Origin of the sequence: Methylohalomonas lacus, from assembly GCF_024808875.1 — a bacterium.
Classification (GTDB): domain Bacteria; phylum Pseudomonadota; class Gammaproteobacteria; order Methylohalomonadales; family Methylohalomonadaceae; genus Methylohalomonas; species Methylohalomonas lacus.
Map to the genome: position 1 here is coordinate 62993 of NZ_JANUCT010000002.1, position 20217 is coordinate 83209.

Sequence of the window (20217 nt, forward strand, 5' to 3'; positions counted from 1 at the left end):
ATGAATTTGCCCGACACCGCCCGCGCCGACGCGCTCGGCCTGCTGCAGGCCGAACAGCCGGCAAGCCTGCTGCTCAGTATCACCGACACGGCCCTGAACGAACGCATCCAGGCCGCGTTGCCGGATACGCCGCTGGAAACGATTGCGCCGGCGGATTTGCCGGATCGCGTTGTCGATTTACCGGTCTATGATGTCATTTTGCTGGTCGGCGTGATCGAGCAGCTGGACAAGCAAAGTGCGCACATCCTTATTGGCCGGCTGCGCGACCTGCATTCACGCCACCTGTTCCTGCTGGTGCGCACCGGCGACCGCTGGACCGGGCTGGCCAGTCACTGGCAACGCAACGACCTGCTGGCGCACGGTTTTACGCTGCTGCACCACTATGACGATGACGGTGACTGGCAACTGTGCCGCTTCGAGCTCGACACCTACAAGGCGACGCCGGAGTGGCTGAACAGCAAGTACTGGGCGAACCCGGAACTGTTCGGTAAGTACCGCTGGTGACCACGACCGCGCCGACCATGGCCGACGGGCTGATCGCCGAACTGCAGGAACGCGTTCGCGCGGCGACGGCCGCCGCAACGCCGCTGGTCATTCATGGCAGCGGCAGCAAGGCGTTCTGCCGGCCAACGGTCACGGGCGAGCCGCTGGACGTCAGTGGTCTGACCGGCATCGTCGACTACGAACCGACCGAACTGGTCGTCACCGTGCGCGCCGGCACGCCGCTGGCCGAATTGCAGGCGGCGCTGGCGGCCGAGGGGCAGATGCTGGCGTTCGAACCGCCGGCGTTTGCCGCCACGGCGACGCTCGGCGGCACGGTCGCCTGTGGCCTGTCCGGGCCGCGCCGGCCGTACGCCGGTGCGTTGCGAGATTTCGTCCTCGGCGTGCGCTGTCTCAACGGCCACGGTGAAGACCTGCGTTTTGGCGGCCAGGTGATGAAGAACGTCGCCGGCTACGACATCGCCCGGCTGCAGGCCGGCGCCTACGGCCGCCTCGGCGTGTTGCTGGAGATATCGTTCAAGGTATTGCCGTTGCCGGAAGCCGAAACCACCGTGGCGTTAGAATTATCACCGGCGGCGGCGATCGAGCGCATGAATCGGCTCGCCGGCCGGCCGTTGCCATTGTCGGCCGCCGCCCATATCGACGGCGGGTTGTACCTGCGTTTTTCCGGCAGCGCCGCCGCCGTGGCCGCTGCGTGCGCCGACTGTGGGGGCGCGGTGCTGACGGACGCTGCCGCGTTCTGGACGGCCGTGCGCGAGCAGCAGCACGATTTTTTCCAGACCGGGCGCCCGCTGTGGCGCCTGAGCCTGCCGGCCACCGCTGCCATGCCGGCTATTGATGGAGCCGACGCGGCGGACTGGCTGATCGACTGGGGTGGTGCCCAGCGCTGGTTGCGGGCCGAGGCACCGGCAACGGCCGTGCACGCCGCGGCGCAGGCGGCCGGCGGCTGGGCACGCGGCTGGCGCGGTGTCGCCGATGATCGGCGCTGGCCGGTGCAGCCGGCGGCCTTGCAGCAGCTGCAGCACAGGCTGAAGGCGGCCTTCGACCCGGCCGCCGTGTTCAATCACGAAGCCGACGCCGCCGGGGGCACCTGATGCAGACGAAACTGCCGGCCGATATGGCCGCAACACCGGCCGGACAGGATGCCGATCGCATCCTGCGCAATTGCGTGCACTGTGGTTTCTGCCTAGCGACCTGCCCGACCTATCGCCTGCTCGGCGATGAGCTGGACAGCCCGCGCGGGCGCATCTACCTGATCAAGTCGGCGCTCGAGGGTGAGCCCATGACGCGCGAGACCCAGCTGCATCTGGACCGATGTCTGACCTGCCGCGCCTGTGAGACGACCTGTCCGTCGGGGGTGGAATACGGCCGCCTGCTGGAGATCGGCCGCGACCATGTCGAGCAGCGGATCCGGCGGCCCTGGTACGAGCGCCTGCAGCGGACCCTGCTGATGAAACTGCTGCCATACCGGGCACGCTTTACGCCGCTGCTGCGGCTGGGGCAGGCCGCACGGCCGCTGCTTCCGCCGATCCTGAAGCGCCAGGTGCCGCGGCGGCGGCCGGCCGGGCCACTGCCGCAGCGGCAGCATGCCCGGCGCGTCATCCTGTTTCAGGGTTGCGTGCAGCCGGCGCTGGCGCCGGGCATCAATGCCGCTGCGGCGCGGGTGCTGGATCGCATGGGCGTCAGCTGCGAACAGCCGGCCGCGGAAGGCTGTTGCGGTGCGATCAACCTGCACCTCGGCGACAACGCACGGGCGCGCGATTTCGCGCGCCGCAATATTGACGCCTGGTGGCCGCTAATCGAGGCCGGTATTGAGGCGATCGTGGTGACCGCCAGCGGCTGCGGTGTCACCGTTAAGGACTACCCGGCGCTGCTGGCCGATGATCCGGACTACGCCGACCGCGCTGTGCGCGTCGCCGGGTTGGCCCGCGATCCGGCGGAATACCTGGCCAGCCTGGATCCGGCCCTGCTGCCGCGCCTGCATCAGCGCGTGGCCTTTCAGTCACCCTGCACGCTACAGCACGGTCAGAAGCTGGCCGGGGTGACGGAAAACCTGCTGGAGAAAATGGGGCTGGAACTGACGCCGGTAGCGGACGGTCATCAATGCTGTGGTTCGGCGGGCACGTATTCAATCCTGCAGCCGCAACTGGCCCGACCGATACGCGATCGCAAGATCAGGACGCTGGAACAGGGTGACCCGGCGCTGATACTGACCGCGAATATCGGTTGCCTGCTGCACCTGCAACAGGCAACCGCGCGCCCGGTCCGGCACTGGATTGAACTGATCGACGAAGCGGACTAGTTCTGTGCCACCCAACGGCCGTCGCTTTCGCGGCAGGCCGTGCCGTGGACCACTTCACGCTGGCCATCGATGACCGCCTCGGTCGTGTAGTCGCGGCACGGCCGATCGTTGCGCTGGTAGGTTTCGGTCGGCGTCACCGAATAGTTGTGGCCCGTGTCCGGGTTCTCCCAGGTGGAGGCACGGCCGGTGGGTTGTTTCTCCAGCGCCTGGTTCATCTTCATGCGGTCGACGTCGTCCATGGTCTTGCCGATCGAGCCACCGATATAGCCGCCGACCAGTGTGCCGATGGCAACCGCCGCCAGCTGACCGGTGCCGTCACCGATCTGGGAACCGACCGCCGCACCGGCGCCGGCGCCGGCCACGGTGCCGATATCCTGCTTGGTCGGGTTACAGGCTGTCACAACCAGTGCGCTGGCCAACAGGCCGGTTAAGACGCGTATTTTCATTACAAACCCCCTCCGTATGGGAACCGTTCTTGGTTCGATTTTAGACGTATAGTTGACTGAATGGATTCCGGAAACAATGTGCAAACCGCATCCCGGATACAGGTTGTCATACATTCTGCGCCAATGGATGGAACGCGGCTACTTTAGTTCAGGGCCCGGCCTCGACCAGCCGCCGGAATGCTAACCCCATCACAGATTCGACGCGACCGTACGGCGGCACCGTATCATTGTGATGCACCGGGTTGCGCGGCAGGTATATCGCCGAATAGGTCGTCATAGCCGGTGGTAGGCGGATCGCCATCATGGATCAGGTTGCTGCGCCTTTGCAGATAGGCCTCACGGGTAAAGATGTACGCATCAACGGCGGCTTCGTCGCGCATGCGCGTGGCTTCGAGGTGTTCAGCGCGCTTGCTGATGAGACCGAGCGCGGCCACGGGATAGAGAATGCTGCCGGAGACGTAAAACAGCGGGTTGGTCAGCGTACTGCTGGCGAGATCCGGCGTATGCCGGGTCGAATAGGGGCCGAGCAGGGGCAGGTACAGGTAGGGGCCCGGGTCGATCCCCCAGATGGCTAGAGTCTGGCCGAGATCCTCTTCGTGGCGTTTCATGCCGGCCTCGGTGGCAACGTCGAACAGGCCGCCGAGGCCGATGGTCGAGTTGACGAAGAAGCGTGACAGCCCGGCAAAGCCTGCGTCGACCTTGCCCTGCAGGAACGCGTTCAGGATAACGTTAATGGAGCCGAGGTTGGTGAAGAAGTTCGCGACCGACGCACGCACCGGTGCCGGCGTGGCGAACACGTAGAATTCCGCCGTCGGCCTGATCAGTGCGTTATCGAGCGTGTCGTTGAACGTGTAGAACGCGCGGTTGGCCGGCTCCAGCGGATCGCTGTTCGCTTCGCCATTGTCGTGCAGGCTGGCACAACCGGACAACGCCAGACTGAACGCAATCAACAGCGCACCGGCCAGGTTGCCCGGGCGAACGCGACGCATGTACTGCTTCCCGGCTGACATCCTCTAGTCGTTTTCTGTGCCGCGCGCGAGGCTGTCGATTTTATCCTGCAGCGTGGCCAGCAGCGCCGCAAACCCGTCCTTCTCGATAATGGCGGTATATTCAGCCCGTTTCAGCGACAGGTCATTCACGCCCTCGGCAGTCACGCTGACGATGTGCCAGCGATCATCGCGTTGCTGCAACAGGTAGTCGAAACGCACCGGCTCGTCGTCGGCCGGTTGCATCTCGGTCTTCACCACCTGCCGGTTGCTGTTTAGTGCCTTACTGCCGAGGTGCGCGAAGGTTTCGCCGTCGTAACTGTTGAAGCGTGCGGCATAGGTTGCGACGGTCAGCCGTGTGAAGACATCGATGAACTGTTGCTGCTGGTCGTCATCGAGCTCGCGCCAGTGTTGACCGAGTACGACGCGGGCAATGACCGGCAGGTCGAAGGTCTCCCGGATCAACGGTTGCAGTTTGTCGTAGCGTCCGCGGTAGCCGAGTTCCGGGCCTGCCTGCATGGTCGCTTTCAGTTCGGCATGGAATGCCGCGACGCGATCGCTGGCCGTTGATTCGGCATGCGCGCTGGCGCTGATGAGCAGCCCTGCCACTAGGGCCGTGAGTAGACCGCGAAGCGGCCACGGGATGGTTGTTGTGCGCGTCATGGATCGGCGACCTGTATCGAATTGTCAGTACCTATGGACGTCCGCCATTCAGCCCGGTTCGCTGTAGTGACGCTGTTTCCATTGTGTGCCGTGGCCGCTGATGTGCTGGCGCGCGGAGTCGAGGGTCATGAGGGCGAACAGGATCGCGGCCAGTGGCAGTGTCAGCAACCATACCAGCGATAGATTGTAGTACAGCAGCGTTGGCCCATAGCTGAGCGCCATGGCCATGATCGCCACGATGGCCATGGTCTGCACCGGGCCCGGGAAAAACAGTGCGATAAGCGGCACGATGAAGCTGATGCCGAGCAGGGCCACACAGATCAGCAACAGCCAGGGCGAGTAACGCAGCTGGGTATAGGCCGTGCGACTGACCATCTGCCAGATTGTCGTCAGCGACTCGTAGCAGCGCAGGCTGATCGCGGCATGGCTCAGTCCCAGCCAGATGCGGCCGCCGTTGCGCTTGATCCGCTGCGCCAGCGTGCAGTCATCGATCAGGGCGCCGCGCAGGCTCTGCAGGCCGCCGATATTATCGAGGGCGGCCTTTTCCAGCAGAATGCAGCCGCCGGCCGCGGCGGCTAGCCTTGAACCCGGCCGGTTGGCCAGGGCGAACGGGTACAGCAACTTGAAAAAATACACGAAGGCCGGCATCAGCAGCTTTTCCCAGGCGCTGACCATGCGCAGGCGCGCCATCAGTGAGACCAGCTGCAGACGCTCGCGCCTGAGCTTGTCGAGCAGCCCGCCGACCACGCCAGCCTGCAACAGGATATCGGCGTCCAGCAACAGAATGTAGGGGGTGCTGACCTGGCGGTAACCCTGTTCCAGGGCCCACAGCTTGCCGCTCCAGCCGGCCGGCAACGCTGGCGTGCGCAGGATATCGAGGTTTTTCAGGCCCGCGTAGCGACAGGCTGCCGCGGTACCGTCGGTCGAGTCGTCGTCGATCACGATCACGTTGATATCGGCGGCCTGGGCGCGCAACGCCGTCAGGGTCGAGCCGATCACGTCGGCTTCGTTGCGGGCCGGGATCAACACGGTGACCTCGCGCAGCGACGGCGTAGGCTGTGCCGTTGGCGTGAAGCGTTCGCGCACCCGCCACGGCTGCCACGGCAGCAACAGAACGCTGATCCAGAGACACAGCGCGAGCGTGACCAGGGCGAATGCCGCCATCATGAAGCCGGGATCAGGCGCTTGCTGACAGGCATCCGGGGCCGCCGCTGACGGCCCGGCGACGAACCGGCGTCAGGCGACCTTCTGGCTGCTGCAACTGGAACCGCCCTTGTTCTCAGAGACCAGATGCGGCTTGGCCACATCCTCGTCGCTGTAGCGGACCGGCAGTTCCGGTGCCATCGGCCCGTCGGTGCGCGGTCCCTTGAGAAACACCTTCAGCGCCTTCAGCGGGCTGGCAAAAGTATCATCGACTGCCGTCGGTTCATAGCCACAGTGCACCATGCAGTTGGCGCACTTGGGATTGCGGCCGGTGCCCCACTGCTCCCAGTCGACTTCCTCCATCAGCTGATTGAAGCTGGACGCATAGCCCTCGCCAACCAGCAGGTAGCAGGGTTTCTGCCAGCCGAAGATGTTGCGCGTCGGGTTGCCCCAGGGGGTGCATTCGTAAGTCTGGTTGCCGGCGAGGAAGTCGAGATACAGCGACGACTGGTTGAAGCGCCATTTCCGGCCCTTGCCAAGCTTGAAGATGTCACGGAACAGCTGCTTGGTCTCGCTGCGCTTGAGGAACACGTCCTGGCGCGGCGCCCGCTCATACTCGTAGCCGGGCGAGATGGTCGCGCCCTCGACACCGAGTGCCATCATTGTATCCATGAACTCGGCTACATCGTTGGCGGTTTCACCCTGGAACAGGGTGCAGTTGACCGTGACCCGAAAGCCACGGTCCAGCGCCTTGCGCACGACCTCGACGACCTTGTCGTAGACGCCTTCGCGACAGACCGAGGCGTCATGATGCTCGCGGTTGCCATCGAGGTGGATCGAGAACGTCAGATACGGCGATGGCGTGTAGTCGTCCATGCGCTTGTCGAGCAGCAGCGCGTTGGTGCACAGGTAGACGAATTTCTTCTTGCGGATATAGCCGTCGACGATCTCCGGCATTTCCTTGTGAATCAGCGGTTCGCCGCCGGCGATCGAGACGACCGGAGCGCCGCATTCATCGATCGCTTCCATGCAGTCCTCGTAACTGAGACGCTTTTTCAAGATTTCGTCGGGGTAGTCGATCTTGCCGCAACCGGCGCAGGCAAGGTTGCACTGGAACAACGGTTCCAGCATCAGCACCAGCGGGTATTTCTTTTCCCGGCGGATTTTCTTGCCGAGGATGTACTTGCCGACACGATATTGCTGGATCAGGGGTACGCCCATAGTAAAGATGCTCCAAATTGTTCTTGATAACCACGACTGCCCGGTGCGCCACGGGCTTGCTTCCGACCAAATGGTAAAGGTTAAGGGATGCCCGTCAAAATGTACAGGTGTGGCATGGGGTTATGCCGTTTGCATCACGCCCTATCCAGGGACCGTTCAGTCGGCCTGAGATTCCCTTGCACGGTTTTCATGCACTGGTGATAATGGTCGTTTACCTAGATTGATACGGACCCGAGTGATGGCCGAGAACCACGCGACCCCGTTGTTAGACACGATCCAGATCCCCGCGGACCTGCGCCGACTGCCGGAATCCCAGCTTGAGACGCTGGCCGAGGAACTGCGCACGGCGCTGCTGGATTCGGTCAGCCAGAGCGGCGGCCATTTCGCGGCCGGGCTCGGTACCATCGAACTGACCATCGCGCTGCACTACCTGTACAACACGCCCGAGGATCGACTGGTCTGGGATGTCGGCCACCAGGCCTATCCGCACAAGATCCTGACCGGCCGCCGGGCCCAGTTGCCGAGCATCCGCCAGTGGGGCGGCCTGGCGCCGTTTCCAAAGCGCGAGGAGAGCGACTACGACACCTTTGGTGTCGGCCATTCGAGCACCTCGATCAGTGCCGCTCTGGGCATGGCCATAGCGGCCCGGCAAAGCAATAGCGGCCGCAAGTCCGTGGCCATCATCGGCGATGGGGGGCTGACGGCCGGCATGGCTTTTGAAGCCCTGAACCACGCCGGCGATCTCAACGCCGACATGCTGGTCGTCCTCAATGACAACAACATGTCCATATCGCCGAATGTTGGTGCGCTGTCAAACCGCTTCGCGCAGATCCTGTCCGGCCAGATCTACGCCTCGGTCAAGGAGCAGGGCAAGCGCGTGCTGTCCATGATGCCGCCGATGTGGGAACTGGCGCGTCGCGCCGAGGAACACGTCAAGGGGCTGATCGTGCCCGGGACCCTGTTCGAGGAGTTCGGTTTCAATTACATCGGCCCCATCGACGGTCACGATCTGCCGACGCTGCTCAGCACGCTGCGCAATATCCAGCAGCTCGAGGGGCCGCAGTTCCTGCATATCATTACGCAGAAGGGCAAGGGCTACGCACCGGCCGAGGACGACCCGGTCAAGTACCACGGCGTCACGCCGTTCGATCCCCAGCTCGGGATCGTACCGTCGAAAAAGGCCAAGCAACCGAGTTACAGCAACATCTTCGGCGACTGGGCCTGCGACATGGCCGCCGAGGACGACCGCCTGGTGGCGATTACGCCGGCCATGTGCGAGGGCTCGGACCTGAAGCGCTTCCAGCAGGAGTACCCGGATCGCTATTTCGACGTCGGCATCGCCGAACAGCACAGTGTGACGGTAGCCGCTGGCATGGCCTGTGACGGCCTCAAGCCGGTGGTGGCGATCTATTCAACCTTTCTGCAGCGCGGCTATGATCAGCTGATTCATGACGTCGTTGTGCAGAAGTTGCCGGTCCTGTTCGCCATCGATCGTGCTGGCGTGGTCGGTGCCGACGGCCCGACACACAACGGCTCCTACGACATCAGTTTCATGCGTTGTCTGCCGGGCGTGGTGCTGATGGCACCGGCCGATGAGAACGAGTGCCGGCAGATGCTCTATACCGGTCATTGCCTGGACCAGCCGGCGGCTGTGCGTTATCCGCGCGGCAGTGGCCCGGGCGTGGCGGTCGACAAGCAGATGACCGCCCTGCCTGTGGGCAAGGCACAACTGCGGCGACAGGGACAGGGTACTGCTATCCTCGCTTTTGGCGTCATGCTCGATATCGCCCTGCAGGTAGCCGAGACGATCGATGCGACGGTTGTGAATATGCGCTTCATCAAGCCGATCGACGAGGACATGATCCTGCAGCTCGCCGCCAGCCACGGGCAGCTGATTACTATTGAGGAAAATGTCGTCCATGGTGGTGCCGGCAGCGCCGTCAACGAGGTGCTGGCCGCGCATAACGTCCATGTGCGCATTGCCAATTATGGTCTGCCGGACCGCCTGCTGGAACATGGTTCGCGCGAGGATATGCTGTATGACGCCGGGCTGACAGTTGAGGCTTTCAGTACCTTTGTCGCCAGCGTCTGCGACGGCGCCGAACCGGCCATTATCAAGAACCAGGCCGGCCAGGGCTGACCGCGGCGTCAGTCTGACAGGGCGGAAAAACCCGGATCGGTATCCGTGTCAGGAAGGTGACCCTGATCACCGTCACGCCATTCAAGGTCGCAGCATAACACGGCCCGTTCATGCTGCAGTTTGACCATCCGGGTCAGCGTCAGGCACATGCGCGCATCGACCAGCGACAGGTAGGGGCGTGTCATCTGTACCTCGTTCGGGTGTGCCATGGCACGCCGGAAGTAGGGGCGGTGTCCCCAGTTGGCGCCCTGGGTGTCGGTCAACGGCGCCAGTCGCGGATCGCGCGTTTTGCTGCGTTGCTGTGAGCTGATGTTCTCGCCGATCTGGGTGCCTGATTCATCGAGCAGATAAAACCGCATGACGCGATCCATGCGCGCCATTTCCTCGGTGGCGGTATGAATGTTCAGACCGGCAGCGAGCATGTTCGCGCAACGGGTAAATGCCTCGACATAGTCTTTGACCGAGCGCCGGAATTCGTCTTCATCGTCGATGTTCTGGCGAATCATCAGTTCGTTGATGCGTTCGAATAATTCCGCGTGATCCGGCGACGGGTTGGCCGGGTTGAATGACTCGGCGAACAGAAAACCCTGCACGAGATCGATGTCGGCATTGATTGCCATGACCGCCTGTTGCTCGGTTTCTATGCCCTCGGCCAGTACCAGGCCCCCCATTTCGTGAACCAGTGCAACGATTGTGCCGAGACTGCGACGAATACTGGTATCCATGGCGGCTCGCTGGATCATGATTCGATCCAGCTTGACGATATTGGGCTTGAGACGCCAGATACGCTCGAAATTGGAGTGGCCGGCACCGAAGTCATCAATGGCAACCATGCAGCCCAGTTCCTGGTAATGCGCAACGGTTCTTTCCAGCGCGTTTTCGTCAGGTATGGCGGTTTCCATGATCTCGATGACAACGCGCTGGGGCGGAAAGTCGTATTTCTTCAGCAGCTCGCTGAAGAAGGGTTGATGCCGGTTGCCATTAATGACCACGACCGGGCTGACATTGAGAAACAGCCAGGCGTTGTCACGTTTGCGCATGGTGAAATTACCGATATGCAGGGCACGCATCAGCCGGTCCAGGTGAATGGTATCCTGCATTGACTGGGTGGAGCCGAACAGGCGGCCCGGTGGAATAAGCCGGCCGGTTTGATCGACGCAGCGCGTGAGGCCTTCACAGCCCACCAGTCGTTTGTGTGCGAAGCTGTAGATAGGCTGGAACAGACTGAACAGTTCGAACTGCGAAAAACGGCCCGTTAGCAAGCCGTCGTTTTCACGGATGGAACGTTCAATCTTGAGCAGGGCGTCGGACATGACGCAATCATATATGATCGCACCGCGGTGGCCTACCGGTAGCGGCGCTGGCCGGCAAAGAAGCTGTCATCGGGCAGTTCCGGCGCAGGCTGGTTCCGATCGGGGTTTCCACAACCGCTTGATTCGATTATAAAGTGATTGTTGGCAATCGGGCCATGAATAGACCATCAGGGGTGGACCAGGCGTGACCGACGCTATTCCGGAAAAACTGGGAAAATACGATATTGTCCGGCAGATTGGTCGCGGCAGCATGGGGATTGTTTACGAGGGCTACGATCCCTATGAGAAGCGCCGTGTTGCCGTCAAGGTAGCGTTGGCCGAATCCCTGCGCGATAAGGAAGTCGGACCGCGCTATCGCAAGATGTTCTTCAATGAAGCGCATACTGCCGGTCGCCTGCGGCATCCGAATATCGTGCAGATGTTCGATGCCGGCGTCGATGGTGATGCCTGCTATATCGTCATGGAACTGGTGGATCACGCCGAGACACTACGTCACTACTGTCGGGCTAAAAACCTGCTGCCCTACAAGCGTGTGATCGAGATCATCTTCATTTGTGCCAAGACACTGGATTATGCACACCGCAAGGGGGTTATCCACCGTGATATTAAGCCGAGTAATATACTGCTGACCCAGGAGGGCATGGTCAAAATCAGCGATTTCAGTATCGCTCATCTGATGACGGCAGATACGGCCAATACTCTGCCGACCGGTTTCGTTGGTTCGCCCCGCTATATGTCCCCGGAACAGGTGCAGGAAGACACGATCACCAATCAGACGGATCTGTTTTCGCTTGGTATCATCATGTACGAATTATTAACCGGCAGCCATCCGTTTGCGGCTGACACTTTTTCCCGCCTGATACATAAGATCACCAATGAAGCTCCGCCACCGCTGCGCACCTATCGAAGCGACATGCCGGATATCCTGGAAAAGATCATTTTCCATTCACTACAGAAACTGCCCGCCAAGCGTTACAAAATGGGGCTCAATCTGGCTGCCGATTTGAGCCTGGCTTTTGATCATCTGGAGCAGCCAGAGACCGAAATCGAAATCAAGGAGAAATTCAACACCATCCGGGATCTGGATTTCTTTGCCGATTTCAGTGATGCCGAGTTATGGGAGATCGTTCGTGCCTGTAGCTGGCAGGAGTTTGCAGCGGGCGAAGTTATCATCAGTGAAGGGGGCATGGACGATTCGTTTTTCATCCTGCTCGATGGTGTCGTCGAGGTTCGCAAGAACCAGATTTATGTCGGTTTGCTGGAAGCCGGCGACTGTTTCGGCGAAATGGGTTATCTCACCAAGGCCGGCCGCAGTGCCAGTATCGTGGCCCGTACCGGGGTCAGCCTGATGAAGATCAATGCTACCCTGATCGAGCAGGTTTCCACCGAGTGTCAGTTGCATTTTACGCGCATGTTCATGAAGACACTGGTGCGGCGTCTGGCCGATACGACCAGCTTGCTGGCGGCACAATCCGGCTGATTATTCAGCCCCGGTGGCGGCGCGGTAACGTTCCAGTAGGCTGCGTGTCGAGGCATCGAGGCTGGTGTTGCTCGCGGGTGTCTCCACCTGCTGCGCCAGTTCCCGGGTCATGCTTTTACCCAGTTCCACGCCCCATTGATCGAAGGGATTGATCTGCCAAAGCTGGGCCTGGACAAAGGTCTTGTGTTCATACAGGGCCAGCAGCATACCGAGCACCTCGGCGGACAGTTGCGGGTAGAGCAACGTGTTGCTGGGGCGGTTGCCCGGACAGTCGCGCTGTGGCTCTCCGGGATGGTGTTGACCGCACATCAGCGCGCGCGATTGTGCCAGGCAGCTGAGCAGTAAATTGCGCTGACGTGTGTCGCTGGCGTCGCCGGCCAACGGCGCCATGAAATCCACCGGTACCACCCGAGTGCCCTGGTGCAGAGCCTGGAAGAATGAATGCTGGGCGTTGCTGCCGACACCACCCCAGGTGACGGGGGCTGTTTGCCAATCGATGGGCTGGCCATCCTGACGCAGCGATTTGCCATTGCTTTCCATGACCAGCTGGCACAGATAGTCGGGCAAACGGCTGAGGCGCTGATCGTAGGGGACGATGGCATGGCTGCCATAATTGAAGAAATTCACCTGCCAGACGCTGATGAACGCGAGCAGGGCCGGCAGGTTATGGCGCCAGTCACTGTCGCGGAAATGTTGATCCATGCGCCGGGCGCCGGCTAGGAATTGTTCAAACGAAGCTGGACCGACGGCGAGGAAGGCGCCCAGACCGGCTGCCGACCAGACGGAGTAGCGGCCGCCGACCCAGTCCCAGAAACGATAGATGTTATTCGCATCAATGCCGGCGGCAATGGCGGTGTCGCTACTGGCAGTGGCGGCGATGAAGTGGCGTTGCAGGTCAGCATCGTGGCAACCGGCTGCCTGCAACCAGCGGCGCGCGGCGTCGAAATTGCTGCGCGTCTCCAGGGTCGTGAACGACTTCGATGAAATGATGAACAGCGTACGGGCCGGTGCGCAGTCGGCCAGGGTCCGTTCCAGGTCAGCCGGATCCAGGTTGGCGACAAACCTGATATCGAGATTGGTCTGTTGTGTCCCCAGGGCCTCGGCGAGCAGGCGCGGTCCGAGATCCGAGCCACCGATGCCGATATGGATGACGTGACTTATGGCCTGGCCGGAAAAACCCGTCACCTGGCCGATGGTCAGGCGGCGGTGGAGATCGGTCATGCGTGCCAGTTCGTGACGGATGGCGGACTGAGTTTCCGCCGCCAATGACGCGTCCGTATCAGCAGCGCGTAATGCCGTATGCAGGGCCGCCCGGTTCTCGGTTACGTTGATGTTTGCGCCATTGAATAACTGTTTGCGGGCGCTGGACAGTTCCATCTCGTCGGCCAGGCGTGCAAACAGGTCGAGTGTCGTCGCGGTGATGGGTTGCTTGGAAAAGTCGGCATACAGTGGGCCAACCTCCAGTGTATGACATCGCACCCGTTCCGGGTCAGCGGCAAATAGATTCCGCAAATGCTGATCGCGCATTTCCGGAAAATGCTCGGTCAGCGCCTGCCAGGCGCGCGCCTCGGTAAGTCGCAGGTTCATGTCCGGACGTCTCGGCTGACTGCCAGTGTTTCAGGAACGTGACTCGGAACGGGTCACGAAATGTTCATAAATCTGGTAGAGCTCTTCGGGGGTGAAGCCGATGAGCACGATTTCCTGCCCCGGGTGGATGATGTCAGGACTTTTACCCATCTTGCCCTTCTGATAATTGTAGACGAATGACTCATGCGTCTTGCGATCGATCATCTTGCCGAGAAAGGAGCTTGACTGGTCAGCCAGTCGCTCGTCGGCATCGGTAGGAATATCGACCTGGTATTTGCGTATTTTCTGGCCACGCCGCAGGGCGATGCCGCTGGCAAAATTCTTGACCAGGCCATTGTGTACGATGCCCCAGAGACCCTGGATGTCGTCCTTGGTGATATTTCGAATGTAGAAGATCGAATTTTCAGATACGGCTTCTTCGCCCATGAGCAGCTCATTAATCGTGGTACTTTGCAGCCGATAGGGTTCACGGATGACTTTCAGGGACTGATCGGCCGTAATGCTGTCGTCTTCCATCAGCTCGCTAACGGTGGTGATTTCCAGATGCTCCGTTTCCCGGATCACCGAGATTGGCGCTTCCGCATTGTCGCGCTGCTCGATGATTTCGCCGATCGTGGTTTCGCGAACGTCGCCGCCATCAAGCACCAGCACCGACGTTTTCAGGTTGCCACCACTTTGCGTCAGCAGTTCCTTGGTCGTGGTCATTTCTACCTGTTCCTGCTGGCGTACAATGGTCAGTGGCGCGTCCGGCTTCATCTCTTCCTTGAGCTGATTCAGCGTGCGTGTCTCATACTGCTTGCCGGCAAGCAATGCAATTGGTTCGTCACGACTGATGAAGTCGTCGGCACTTTCGACTTCAACCGTATTGTCTTCGTGTTCTATGATCTCGGAAACATATCGCTCGGCTTCCTGGCGCAGTTGCTTTTCATCAGCGGCCGGATTGTTCGTGTCGTTACTGGCTGCATCCTGTGGTGCAGCTGGTTCATTTTCCTCTTCCGCCAGTGATTCGGCCGGGCGCGGTGCGGCCGGATCCGCTATCGGTTGGAAGTGAAGATAACCAGCAACAATAAGGATGAGAATGACAAATGTGATCAGTACATTGCGCATACAATCATGGCAAGTCGGAATGCAGGGGCGGCATCATCAAACCGCGCCGGAAATGTAGTTTTCCAGCTGTTCTATGATGAATTCTTTTTCCGAGATGATGGTTTTTACAACATCCATCACCGACAGCATGCCTACCGCCATGCCGTTTTCCACAACCGGCAGATGGCGTATCTGGTGGCCGGAAATCATGACCAGGCAATCCTCGATATTCTGGTCCGGCCTGACGGAAACCACGTTGGAGGTCATGATGTCGCGCACTCGTGTGTTTTGTGACGAGCGATTATTCAATATAACCTTGCGGGTATAGTCGCGTTCGGAAACAATACCGGCGACCTGATCATTGTCCATTACGAGAAGGGCGCCTACGCTGGCTTCAGCCATGAGTTTGATAGCATCGATAACCCATGTGTCAGGGGTGACCGAATGTATGCTGTAGCCTTTGTTTTCCAGTATTTGCCGGACCGTGGTTGTCATTTAAACACCTCTGTGCCTCAGATTGTCCCCGTGCGAGCTACGTCACCGTCACGCAAACCGGTTTTATATATAATTGGTCTTGTCGTGCCGGTACCAGGCGACACTGCGGACGTGCCGACAATGCCTCGAACAACGATAGCACAGTCGCAGTCAGCGGCAAAAAAGCGTCAACCGGGCGGTGTGCCGGCGTTACCAATCCAGTACCATGGGGTGCCGGTGAGGCGCTATTGACGTCTTTCCGGTCATGAAACAAGACACCAGAAATACAGTATTTTATAAAAAAAACATAGGGTTATGATTAATACCATCCCCGACAAGCTGGGCAAATACGAAGTCAGGGGGCAGATCAGCCGTGGCAGCATGGGGATTGTCTATCTGGGCCACGACCCGTATGCGGACCGCCCCGTCGCCATCAAGGTGGCCCTGTCGGAGTCCCTGAACGATCCTCATTCCGGCGAACGCTATCGCAAGATGTTTTTTAACGAGGCGCATACCGCCGGCATGCTGAAACACCCCAATATCATCAGTATTTTCGATGCCGGTACGGATGATGACAATTGCTATATCGTCATGGAATTCATTGATGGCGGCCAGACGCTCAAGGATTTCTGCCGTGTCGATAACCTGCTGCCGGTGGAGCGTGTCATAGAAATTGTCTTCAAATGTGCCAAGGCTTTGGATTATGCGCATCGTCAGGGTATCGTACATCGTGATATCAAGCCTTCGAATATCCTGATCACCCCGGACCAGGACATCAAGATCGGTGATTTCAGTATCGCCCATATCAACAAGGCGGACTCCACAGAAACGATGCCGCTGGGCATGATCGGATCGCCACGCTACATGTCACCCGAGCAGTTGCGCGAGGACTTTGTGACCAGTCAGAGTGATCTGTTCTCCCTCGGTGTTGTCATGTATGAGCTGCTTACGGGCCGGCACCCATTTTATGCCGAAAATTTTTCACGTCTGGTGAGCAAAATACTGAATGAAGAGCCGCCAGCCATGCGCGGGTACCGGACAGAATTGCCCGGCGTCCTGGAAGATATCTTTCGCAAGGCCGTTGCCAAGGATATAAATGAACGTCATCGCATGGGCCTGGACCTGGCCTCGGATCTCAGCCGGGCATTTGATTCACTGGAGGGGCCCAGCGAGGAAGTTTCCAGCCAGGAACAGTTCTACTCGGTCAAAAATCTCGAATTTTTCCTCGGTTTTCCGGATGTCGAAATCTGGGAAATACTGCGTGCCAGCACCTGGCAGGACTATGGAATGGACGAGGAAATTATTGTTGAGGGTGATCTCGACGACTGTTTTTACATTATCGTTGGCGGTAGCGTGGCGGTAAAAAAAGGCGGTAGCAGTATCCGCGTGCTGGGCAAGGGTGACTGCTTCGGTGAAATGGGTTATCTCGCCAAGACCAAGCGCACTGCCACCATCACGGCGGAAGAGAAGACCTCGCTGCTGAAAATCAATTCCACCGTCATATCCCAGGTGTCGATGAACTGCCAGGTGCGGTTCCTCAAGGTGTTCCTGCGTACCATGATCCATCGCCTGTCGACCACCACGGAGCGGCTGTCCGCCTGAACTAATGTGTATCCGGTATTTGCTTCATGAGCGGCTAACGCTATGATGCCGATATAATAATCAGCCGGTTTAACCGGTAACTTGGCGGGGGACCCTTTGTAATGTCGTGTGGCTACAGTCGGCCTGGATGCAGCATTGTCAGACGGGGGGCGCTGATTGGCTTGCTGGGCGTTATCGCGCCCGCGGCCCCGGCGGTGGACTTCGAGCTGGGCGATATCAGCGGCCGTCTGGATACTACGCTGTCCTGGGGGCAGAACTACCGGGTCAGTGCTCGGGATCCGGACCTGGTAGGTATAGCCAATGGCGGCAACGCCTACTCGGTCAACGCCGATGACGGTAACCTTAATTACGACCGCGGCCTGATAAGCAATGCGTTCCTGGTTACCAGTGAACTGGAGGCGCACTATCGCAATTTCGGTCTGTTCGTGCGCGGTACCGGCCTGCGCGACACACTCAACGATGGCGGCTCGACCGAGCGTACGCCGCTTACGGAAGCGGCCATCGACCGGGTGGGTAAGGACTTGCGCCTGTTGGATGCCTATCTGTCGGTACGTTTTGATGTGGCTGATCGGCCGGCGGAGCTGCGCATTGGTGAACAGGTGGTGAACTGGGGTGAAAGCACTTTCATTCAGAACGGCATCAATGCCATCAACCCGTTTGATGTCAGCAAGCTGCGGGTGCCCGGTGCCGAATTACGCGAGGCGTTGTTGCCGGTCGGCGTGATCTGGGGCAACCTCAGCCTCAGCCCGAACCTGTCGCTGGAGGCGTTCTACCAGTACGACCACGAGGAAACCGAACTCGAACCGCCCGGCACGTATTTCAGTACCAACGACTTTGTCGGCGACGGCGGCCGCTTTGTCTATCTCGGTTTCGGCGGTCTTGACGATTTTATTGGCGATCAGCCATCACCGGTTGGCGCCGTACCGCGTGGCGCCGACGATCGGCCCGAGCATGGCGGCCAGTACGGCGCCGCACTGCGCGCCTATCTGCCGGACTGGAACTACAGTGAAGTCGGCTTTTACTTCATCAATTACCACAGTCGTCTGCCGATCGTGAATGCACGTACAGGCACCGCCGCCGGTGCCATGGCAGGGAACTATCCCGGCTCGGCGCGCTATTTCATCAGCTATCCCGAGGACATCCGGTTGTTCGGCGCCAGTCTTAATACCGAACTCGGCAATACCGGCATAGCCCTGCAGGGCGAGATTTCTCACCGCCTCGATCAGCCCCTGCAGGTGGATGATGTCGAGTTGCTGTTTGCGGCCCTGGGCGCACAATGCGGCATTTCACCCGCCGCCTGTCCGCTGGCCAATCAGAACCAGATTGGCAGCTTCGGCTTCGCCACCGATGTTCCCGGGCACATCGAACGCGACGTCAGCCAGCTGCAGTTCACGGCCACAAAGGTGCTGGGACCGCTGCTCAAGGCCAACCAGGGTCTGCTGCTTGCCGAGGTCGGCATCACCCACGTTCATGACATGCCGGACAAGCGCGACCTGCGCCTGGACGGGCCGGGTACGTTCATCAGCGGTAACGAAGCGCTGGCGGCTTTCCATGCGCCGACTGCTGCCGGCGAGACCGAATCCTGGACGCATTTTGCCGATGCCACGTCGTGGGGCTATCGGCTGGTCGGGCGTCTGGAGTACAACAACGTTTTTGCCGGCATCAATCTGCAGCCGCGCATCGCCTGGTCGCACGACGTCAGCGGCACCACGCCGGCGCCGATCACCAATTTTGTTGAGGATCGCAAGGCGGTGACGCTGGGCCTGAAGGCGACCTATCAGCAGAACTGGGAGGCCGACTTCAGCTATACGAACTTCTTCGGCGCCGGCCGCCATAATCTGCTCAACGACCGCGATTTTGCTTCATTCACGCTCAGGTATTCGTTCTGATGAGACGCCGTTTTTACAGCGAAAGTATTCTGCTTGCCATGCTGCTACTGGGTGTCGGCGCGCCGCTGGCCGCCGATGACACGAAATTACAGCAACTGGGCGATGAGCTGACGCCGCTGGGCGGCGAGCGTGCCGGCAGCGCGGACGGCCGCATCCCCGAGTGGCGCGGCGGCATCACCGAGCCGCCGGCGGACTACCGCCCGGGCGAACACTATGTCGATCCTTATGCCGATGAAACGCCGCGGCTGACGATTACCGCCGACAACATGGACGCCCATGCCGATCAGTTGACGGCGGGTCACAAGGCATTGCTGCGGCAGTACCCGGACAGCTACTTCATGCCGGTTTATCCCAGTCATCGCAGTGCCAGCGTACCGGCGCGTATTGCCGAAGCGACGCGCGCGATCGCCGGGCAGACGCAACTGACGGCCGACGGCAATGGCGTCGAGGATGCGGCGGTGGGTATCCCGTTCCCGATCCCGGACAGCGGTCTGGAAGTGATCTGGAATCACATGCTGCGCTACCGCGGCGATTACATCGACCGGCGTATCATTCAGGCGGCGCCGACCCGTTCCGGCGACTACAGCCTGGTCGAGTTTCGCGACCGCTTCAGCATGAACTACAGCCTGGCGGAGACCACTGTCGATAACCTCGACAACATCCTCCTGTACTTCAAGCAGGAAGTGCTGGCGCCGGCGCGCCTGTCGGGCAGCATTCTGCTGGTGCATGAGACCCTGAACCAGAACCGCGAGAACCGCCAGGCCTGGATCTACAATCCCGGCCAGCGGCGCGTTCGGCGCGCGCCCAGCGTCGCCTTCGACAACCCGGGTACCGCTTCCGACGGTATGCGCACCAATGATCAGCTGGACATGTTCAACGGTTCGCCGGAGCGCTACAACTGGGAGTTGAAAGGCAAACGCGAAATGATCGTGCCGTACAACAACTATCGTTTGCAGAGTCCCGAGCTGTCCTACGCCGACATTCTCACACCCCGGCACATCAACCAGGCGCACACGCGCTACGAATTGCACCGGGTCTGGGTGGTGGAGGCGACACTGAAGGAAGGCGCCCGGCATATCTACAAGCGGCGCACGTTTTATATCGACGAGGACTCCTGGCAGATCCTGGCCGTCGATCAGTACGACAATCGCGACGAGCTCTGGCGTGTCTCCGAGGCCTTCGCCATGAATTTCTATGACGTGCCGATGACCTGGTCGGCGCTGGACGTACACACCGATTTGCAGTCCGGACGTTACCTCGCCATCGGTCTGTATAACGAGGGTCAGCCCTATGACTTCGACGTCGAGTTCGACGCTTACGAGTTCACGCCCAACGCCCTGCGCCGTGACGGCATGCGCTAATGCGTGCCGTACGCGGCTGTCTG

The 20217-nt window shown here is 60.3% G+C and carries 17 protein-coding genes; 8 read left to right on the forward strand and 9 right to left on the reverse strand.

The genetic code is table 11. The features are described from left to right. Genes J2T55_RS01565 through glcF form a run of 3 tightly spaced genes read left to right on the forward strand, consistent with a single transcriptional unit; the run spans position 1 to position 2803 of the window. Entirely contained in the window at positions 1-504 is a 504-nt protein-coding gene (locus tag J2T55_RS01565; RefSeq protein WP_259053830.1) for a DUF6231 family protein, read from the forward strand. Beyond that, positions 501-1595: a glycolate oxidase subunit GlcE gene (glcE, locus tag J2T55_RS01570; RefSeq protein WP_310521959.1), complete on the forward strand. Its 1095-nt coding sequence runs from the start codon at positions 501-503 to the stop codon at positions 1593-1595. Before J2T55_RS01565 ends, glcE begins: the two co-directional genes overlap by 4 nt. Beyond that, a complete protein-coding gene (gene glcF, locus J2T55_RS01575) occupies positions 1595-2803 on the forward strand; it encodes a glycolate oxidase subunit GlcF (RefSeq protein ID WP_259053831.1) in 1209 nt (402 codons plus the stop codon). The genes glcE and glcF overlap by 1 nt, the downstream gene beginning before the upstream one ends. Here the strand turns inward: glcF and J2T55_RS01580 are convergent. From J2T55_RS01580 to hpnH, 5 genes are all read right to left on the reverse strand, one after another. After that, entirely contained in the window at positions 2800-3249 is a 450-nt protein-coding gene (locus J2T55_RS01580; protein ID WP_259053832.1) for an RT0821/Lpp0805 family surface protein, read from the reverse strand. The two genes, glcF and J2T55_RS01580, sit on opposite strands and share 4 nt — an antisense overlap. A 224-nt stretch (positions 3250-3473) precedes the next feature. Further along, positions 3474-4238 carry an MlaA family lipoprotein gene (locus tag J2T55_RS01585; protein ID WP_259053833.1) on the reverse strand — a complete coding sequence of 255 codons (765 nt, stop codon included), beginning with the start codon at positions 4236-4238 and terminating at the stop codon, positions 3474-3476. A gap of 24 nt (positions 4239-4262) precedes the next feature. Next, positions 4263-4898: an ABC transporter substrate-binding protein gene (locus J2T55_RS01590; RefSeq protein ID WP_259053834.1), complete on the reverse strand. Its 636-nt coding sequence runs from the start codon at positions 4896-4898 to the stop codon at positions 4263-4265. 48 nt (positions 4899-4946) lie between these two features. Next, positions 4947-6065: a glycosyltransferase gene (locus J2T55_RS01595; RefSeq protein ID WP_259053835.1), complete on the reverse strand. Its 1119-nt coding sequence runs from the start codon at positions 6063-6065 to the stop codon at positions 4947-4949. Between the two features lie 69 nt (positions 6066-6134). After that, positions 6135-7262: an adenosyl-hopene transferase HpnH gene (hpnH, locus tag J2T55_RS01600; protein ID WP_259053836.1), complete on the reverse strand. Its 1128-nt coding sequence runs from the start codon at positions 7260-7262 to the stop codon at positions 6135-6137. Positions 7263-7500: 238 nt separating this feature from the next. On the opposite strand from hpnH, the gene dxs reads away from it, so the two are divergent. Further along, positions 7501-9402 carry a 1-deoxy-D-xylulose-5-phosphate synthase gene (gene dxs, locus J2T55_RS01605; protein ID WP_259053837.1) on the forward strand — a complete coding sequence of 634 codons (1902 nt, stop codon included), beginning with the start codon at positions 7501-7503 and terminating at the stop codon, positions 9400-9402. Positions 9403-9410: 8 nt separating this feature from the next. Here dxs and J2T55_RS01610 read toward each other — a convergent pair whose 3' ends face one another. Beyond that, entirely contained in the window at positions 9411-10715 is a 1305-nt protein-coding gene (locus J2T55_RS01610) for a sensor domain-containing phosphodiesterase (RefSeq protein ID WP_259053838.1), read from the reverse strand. A gap of 184 nt (positions 10716-10899) precedes the next feature. On the opposite strand from J2T55_RS01610, the gene J2T55_RS01615 reads away from it, so the two are divergent. Further along, the gene (locus J2T55_RS01615) at positions 10900-12195 is read left to right on the forward strand and encodes a serine/threonine-protein kinase (RefSeq protein WP_259053839.1); all 1296 of its coding nucleotides are present in this window, start codon (positions 10900-10902) and stop codon (positions 12193-12195) included. Here the strand turns inward: J2T55_RS01615 and pgi are convergent, their stop codons facing one another. Genes pgi through J2T55_RS01630 form a run of 3 tightly spaced genes read right to left on the reverse strand, consistent with a single transcriptional unit; the run spans position 12196 to position 15363 of the window. Continuing rightward, a complete protein-coding gene (pgi, locus tag J2T55_RS01620) occupies positions 12196-13782 on the reverse strand; it encodes a glucose-6-phosphate isomerase (RefSeq protein ID WP_259053840.1) in 1587 nt (528 codons plus the stop codon). 30 nt (positions 13783-13812) lie between these two features. Beyond that, the gene (locus tag J2T55_RS01625) at positions 13813-14889 is read right to left on the reverse strand and encodes a hypothetical protein (RefSeq protein WP_259053841.1); all 1077 of its coding nucleotides are present in this window, start codon (positions 14887-14889) and stop codon (positions 13813-13815) included. A 36-nt stretch (positions 14890-14925) separates the two neighbouring features. Then, positions 14926-15363: a CBS domain-containing protein gene (locus tag J2T55_RS01630; RefSeq protein ID WP_259053842.1), complete on the reverse strand. Its 438-nt coding sequence runs from the start codon at positions 15361-15363 to the stop codon at positions 14926-14928. Between the two features lie 294 nt (positions 15364-15657). On the opposite strand from J2T55_RS01630, the gene J2T55_RS01635 reads away from it, so the two are divergent. From J2T55_RS01635 to J2T55_RS01645, 3 genes are all read left to right on the forward strand, one after another. Beyond that, a complete protein-coding gene (locus tag J2T55_RS01635) occupies positions 15658-16944 on the forward strand; it encodes a serine/threonine-protein kinase (RefSeq protein WP_259053843.1) in 1287 nt (428 codons plus the stop codon). A 161-nt stretch (positions 16945-17105) separates the two neighbouring features. Then, positions 17106-18833 (forward strand): DUF1302 domain-containing protein, encoded by a 1728-nt coding sequence (locus tag J2T55_RS01640; RefSeq protein WP_259053844.1) that lies wholly within the window; start codon positions 17106-17108, stop codon positions 18831-18833. Next, entirely contained in the window at positions 18833-20194 is a 1362-nt protein-coding gene (locus J2T55_RS01645; RefSeq protein ID WP_259053845.1) for a DUF1329 domain-containing protein, read from the forward strand. Before J2T55_RS01640 ends, J2T55_RS01645 begins: the two co-directional genes overlap by 1 nt. Positions 20195-20217 lie beyond the last annotated feature (23 nt).

Excerpts from the sequence above, each read along its gene's own strand:
- J2T55_RS01565 (WP_259053830.1), top strand. The coding sequence starts at position 1 with ATGAATTTGCCCGACACCGCCCGCGCCGACGCGCTCGGCCTGCTGCAG.
- glcF (WP_259053831.1), top strand. The coding sequence starts at position 1,595 with ATGCAGACGAAACTGCCGGCCGATATGGCCGCAACACCGGCCGGACAG.
- J2T55_RS01580 (WP_259053832.1), bottom strand. The coding sequence starts at position 3,249 with ATGAAAATACGCGTCTTAACCGGCCTGTTGGCCAGCGCACTGGTTGTG.
- J2T55_RS01585 (WP_259053833.1), bottom strand. The coding sequence starts at position 4,238 with ATGCGTCGCGTTCGCCCGGGCAACCTGGCCGGTGCGCTGTTGATTGCG.
- J2T55_RS01590 (WP_259053834.1), bottom strand. The coding sequence starts at position 4,898 with ATGACGCGCACAACAACCATCCCGTGGCCGCTTCGCGGTCTACTCACG.
- J2T55_RS01595 (WP_259053835.1), bottom strand. The coding sequence starts at position 6,065 with ATGATGGCGGCATTCGCCCTGGTCACGCTCGCGCTGTGTCTCTGGATC.
- hpnH (WP_259053836.1), bottom strand. The coding sequence starts at position 7,262 with ATGGGCGTACCCCTGATCCAGCAATATCGTGTCGGCAAGTACATCCTC.
- dxs (WP_259053837.1), top strand. The coding sequence starts at position 7,501 with ATGGCCGAGAACCACGCGACCCCGTTGTTAGACACGATCCAGATCCCC.
- J2T55_RS01610 (WP_259053838.1), bottom strand. The coding sequence starts at position 10,715 with ATGTCCGACGCCCTGCTCAAGATTGAACGTTCCATCCGTGAAAACGAC.
- pgi (WP_259053840.1), bottom strand. The coding sequence starts at position 13,782 with ATGAACCTGCGACTTACCGAGGCGCGCGCCTGGCAGGCGCTGACCGAG.
- J2T55_RS01625 (WP_259053841.1), bottom strand. The coding sequence starts at position 14,889 with ATGCGCAATGTACTGATCACATTTGTCATTCTCATCCTTATTGTTGCT.
- J2T55_RS01630 (WP_259053842.1), bottom strand. The coding sequence starts at position 15,363 with ATGACAACCACGGTCCGGCAAATACTGGAAAACAAAGGCTACAGCATA.
- J2T55_RS01635 (WP_259053843.1), top strand. The coding sequence starts at position 15,658 with ATGATTAATACCATCCCCGACAAGCTGGGCAAATACGAAGTCAGGGGG.
- J2T55_RS01645 (WP_259053845.1), top strand. The coding sequence starts at position 18,833 with ATGAGACGCCGTTTTTACAGCGAAAGTATTCTGCTTGCCATGCTGCTA.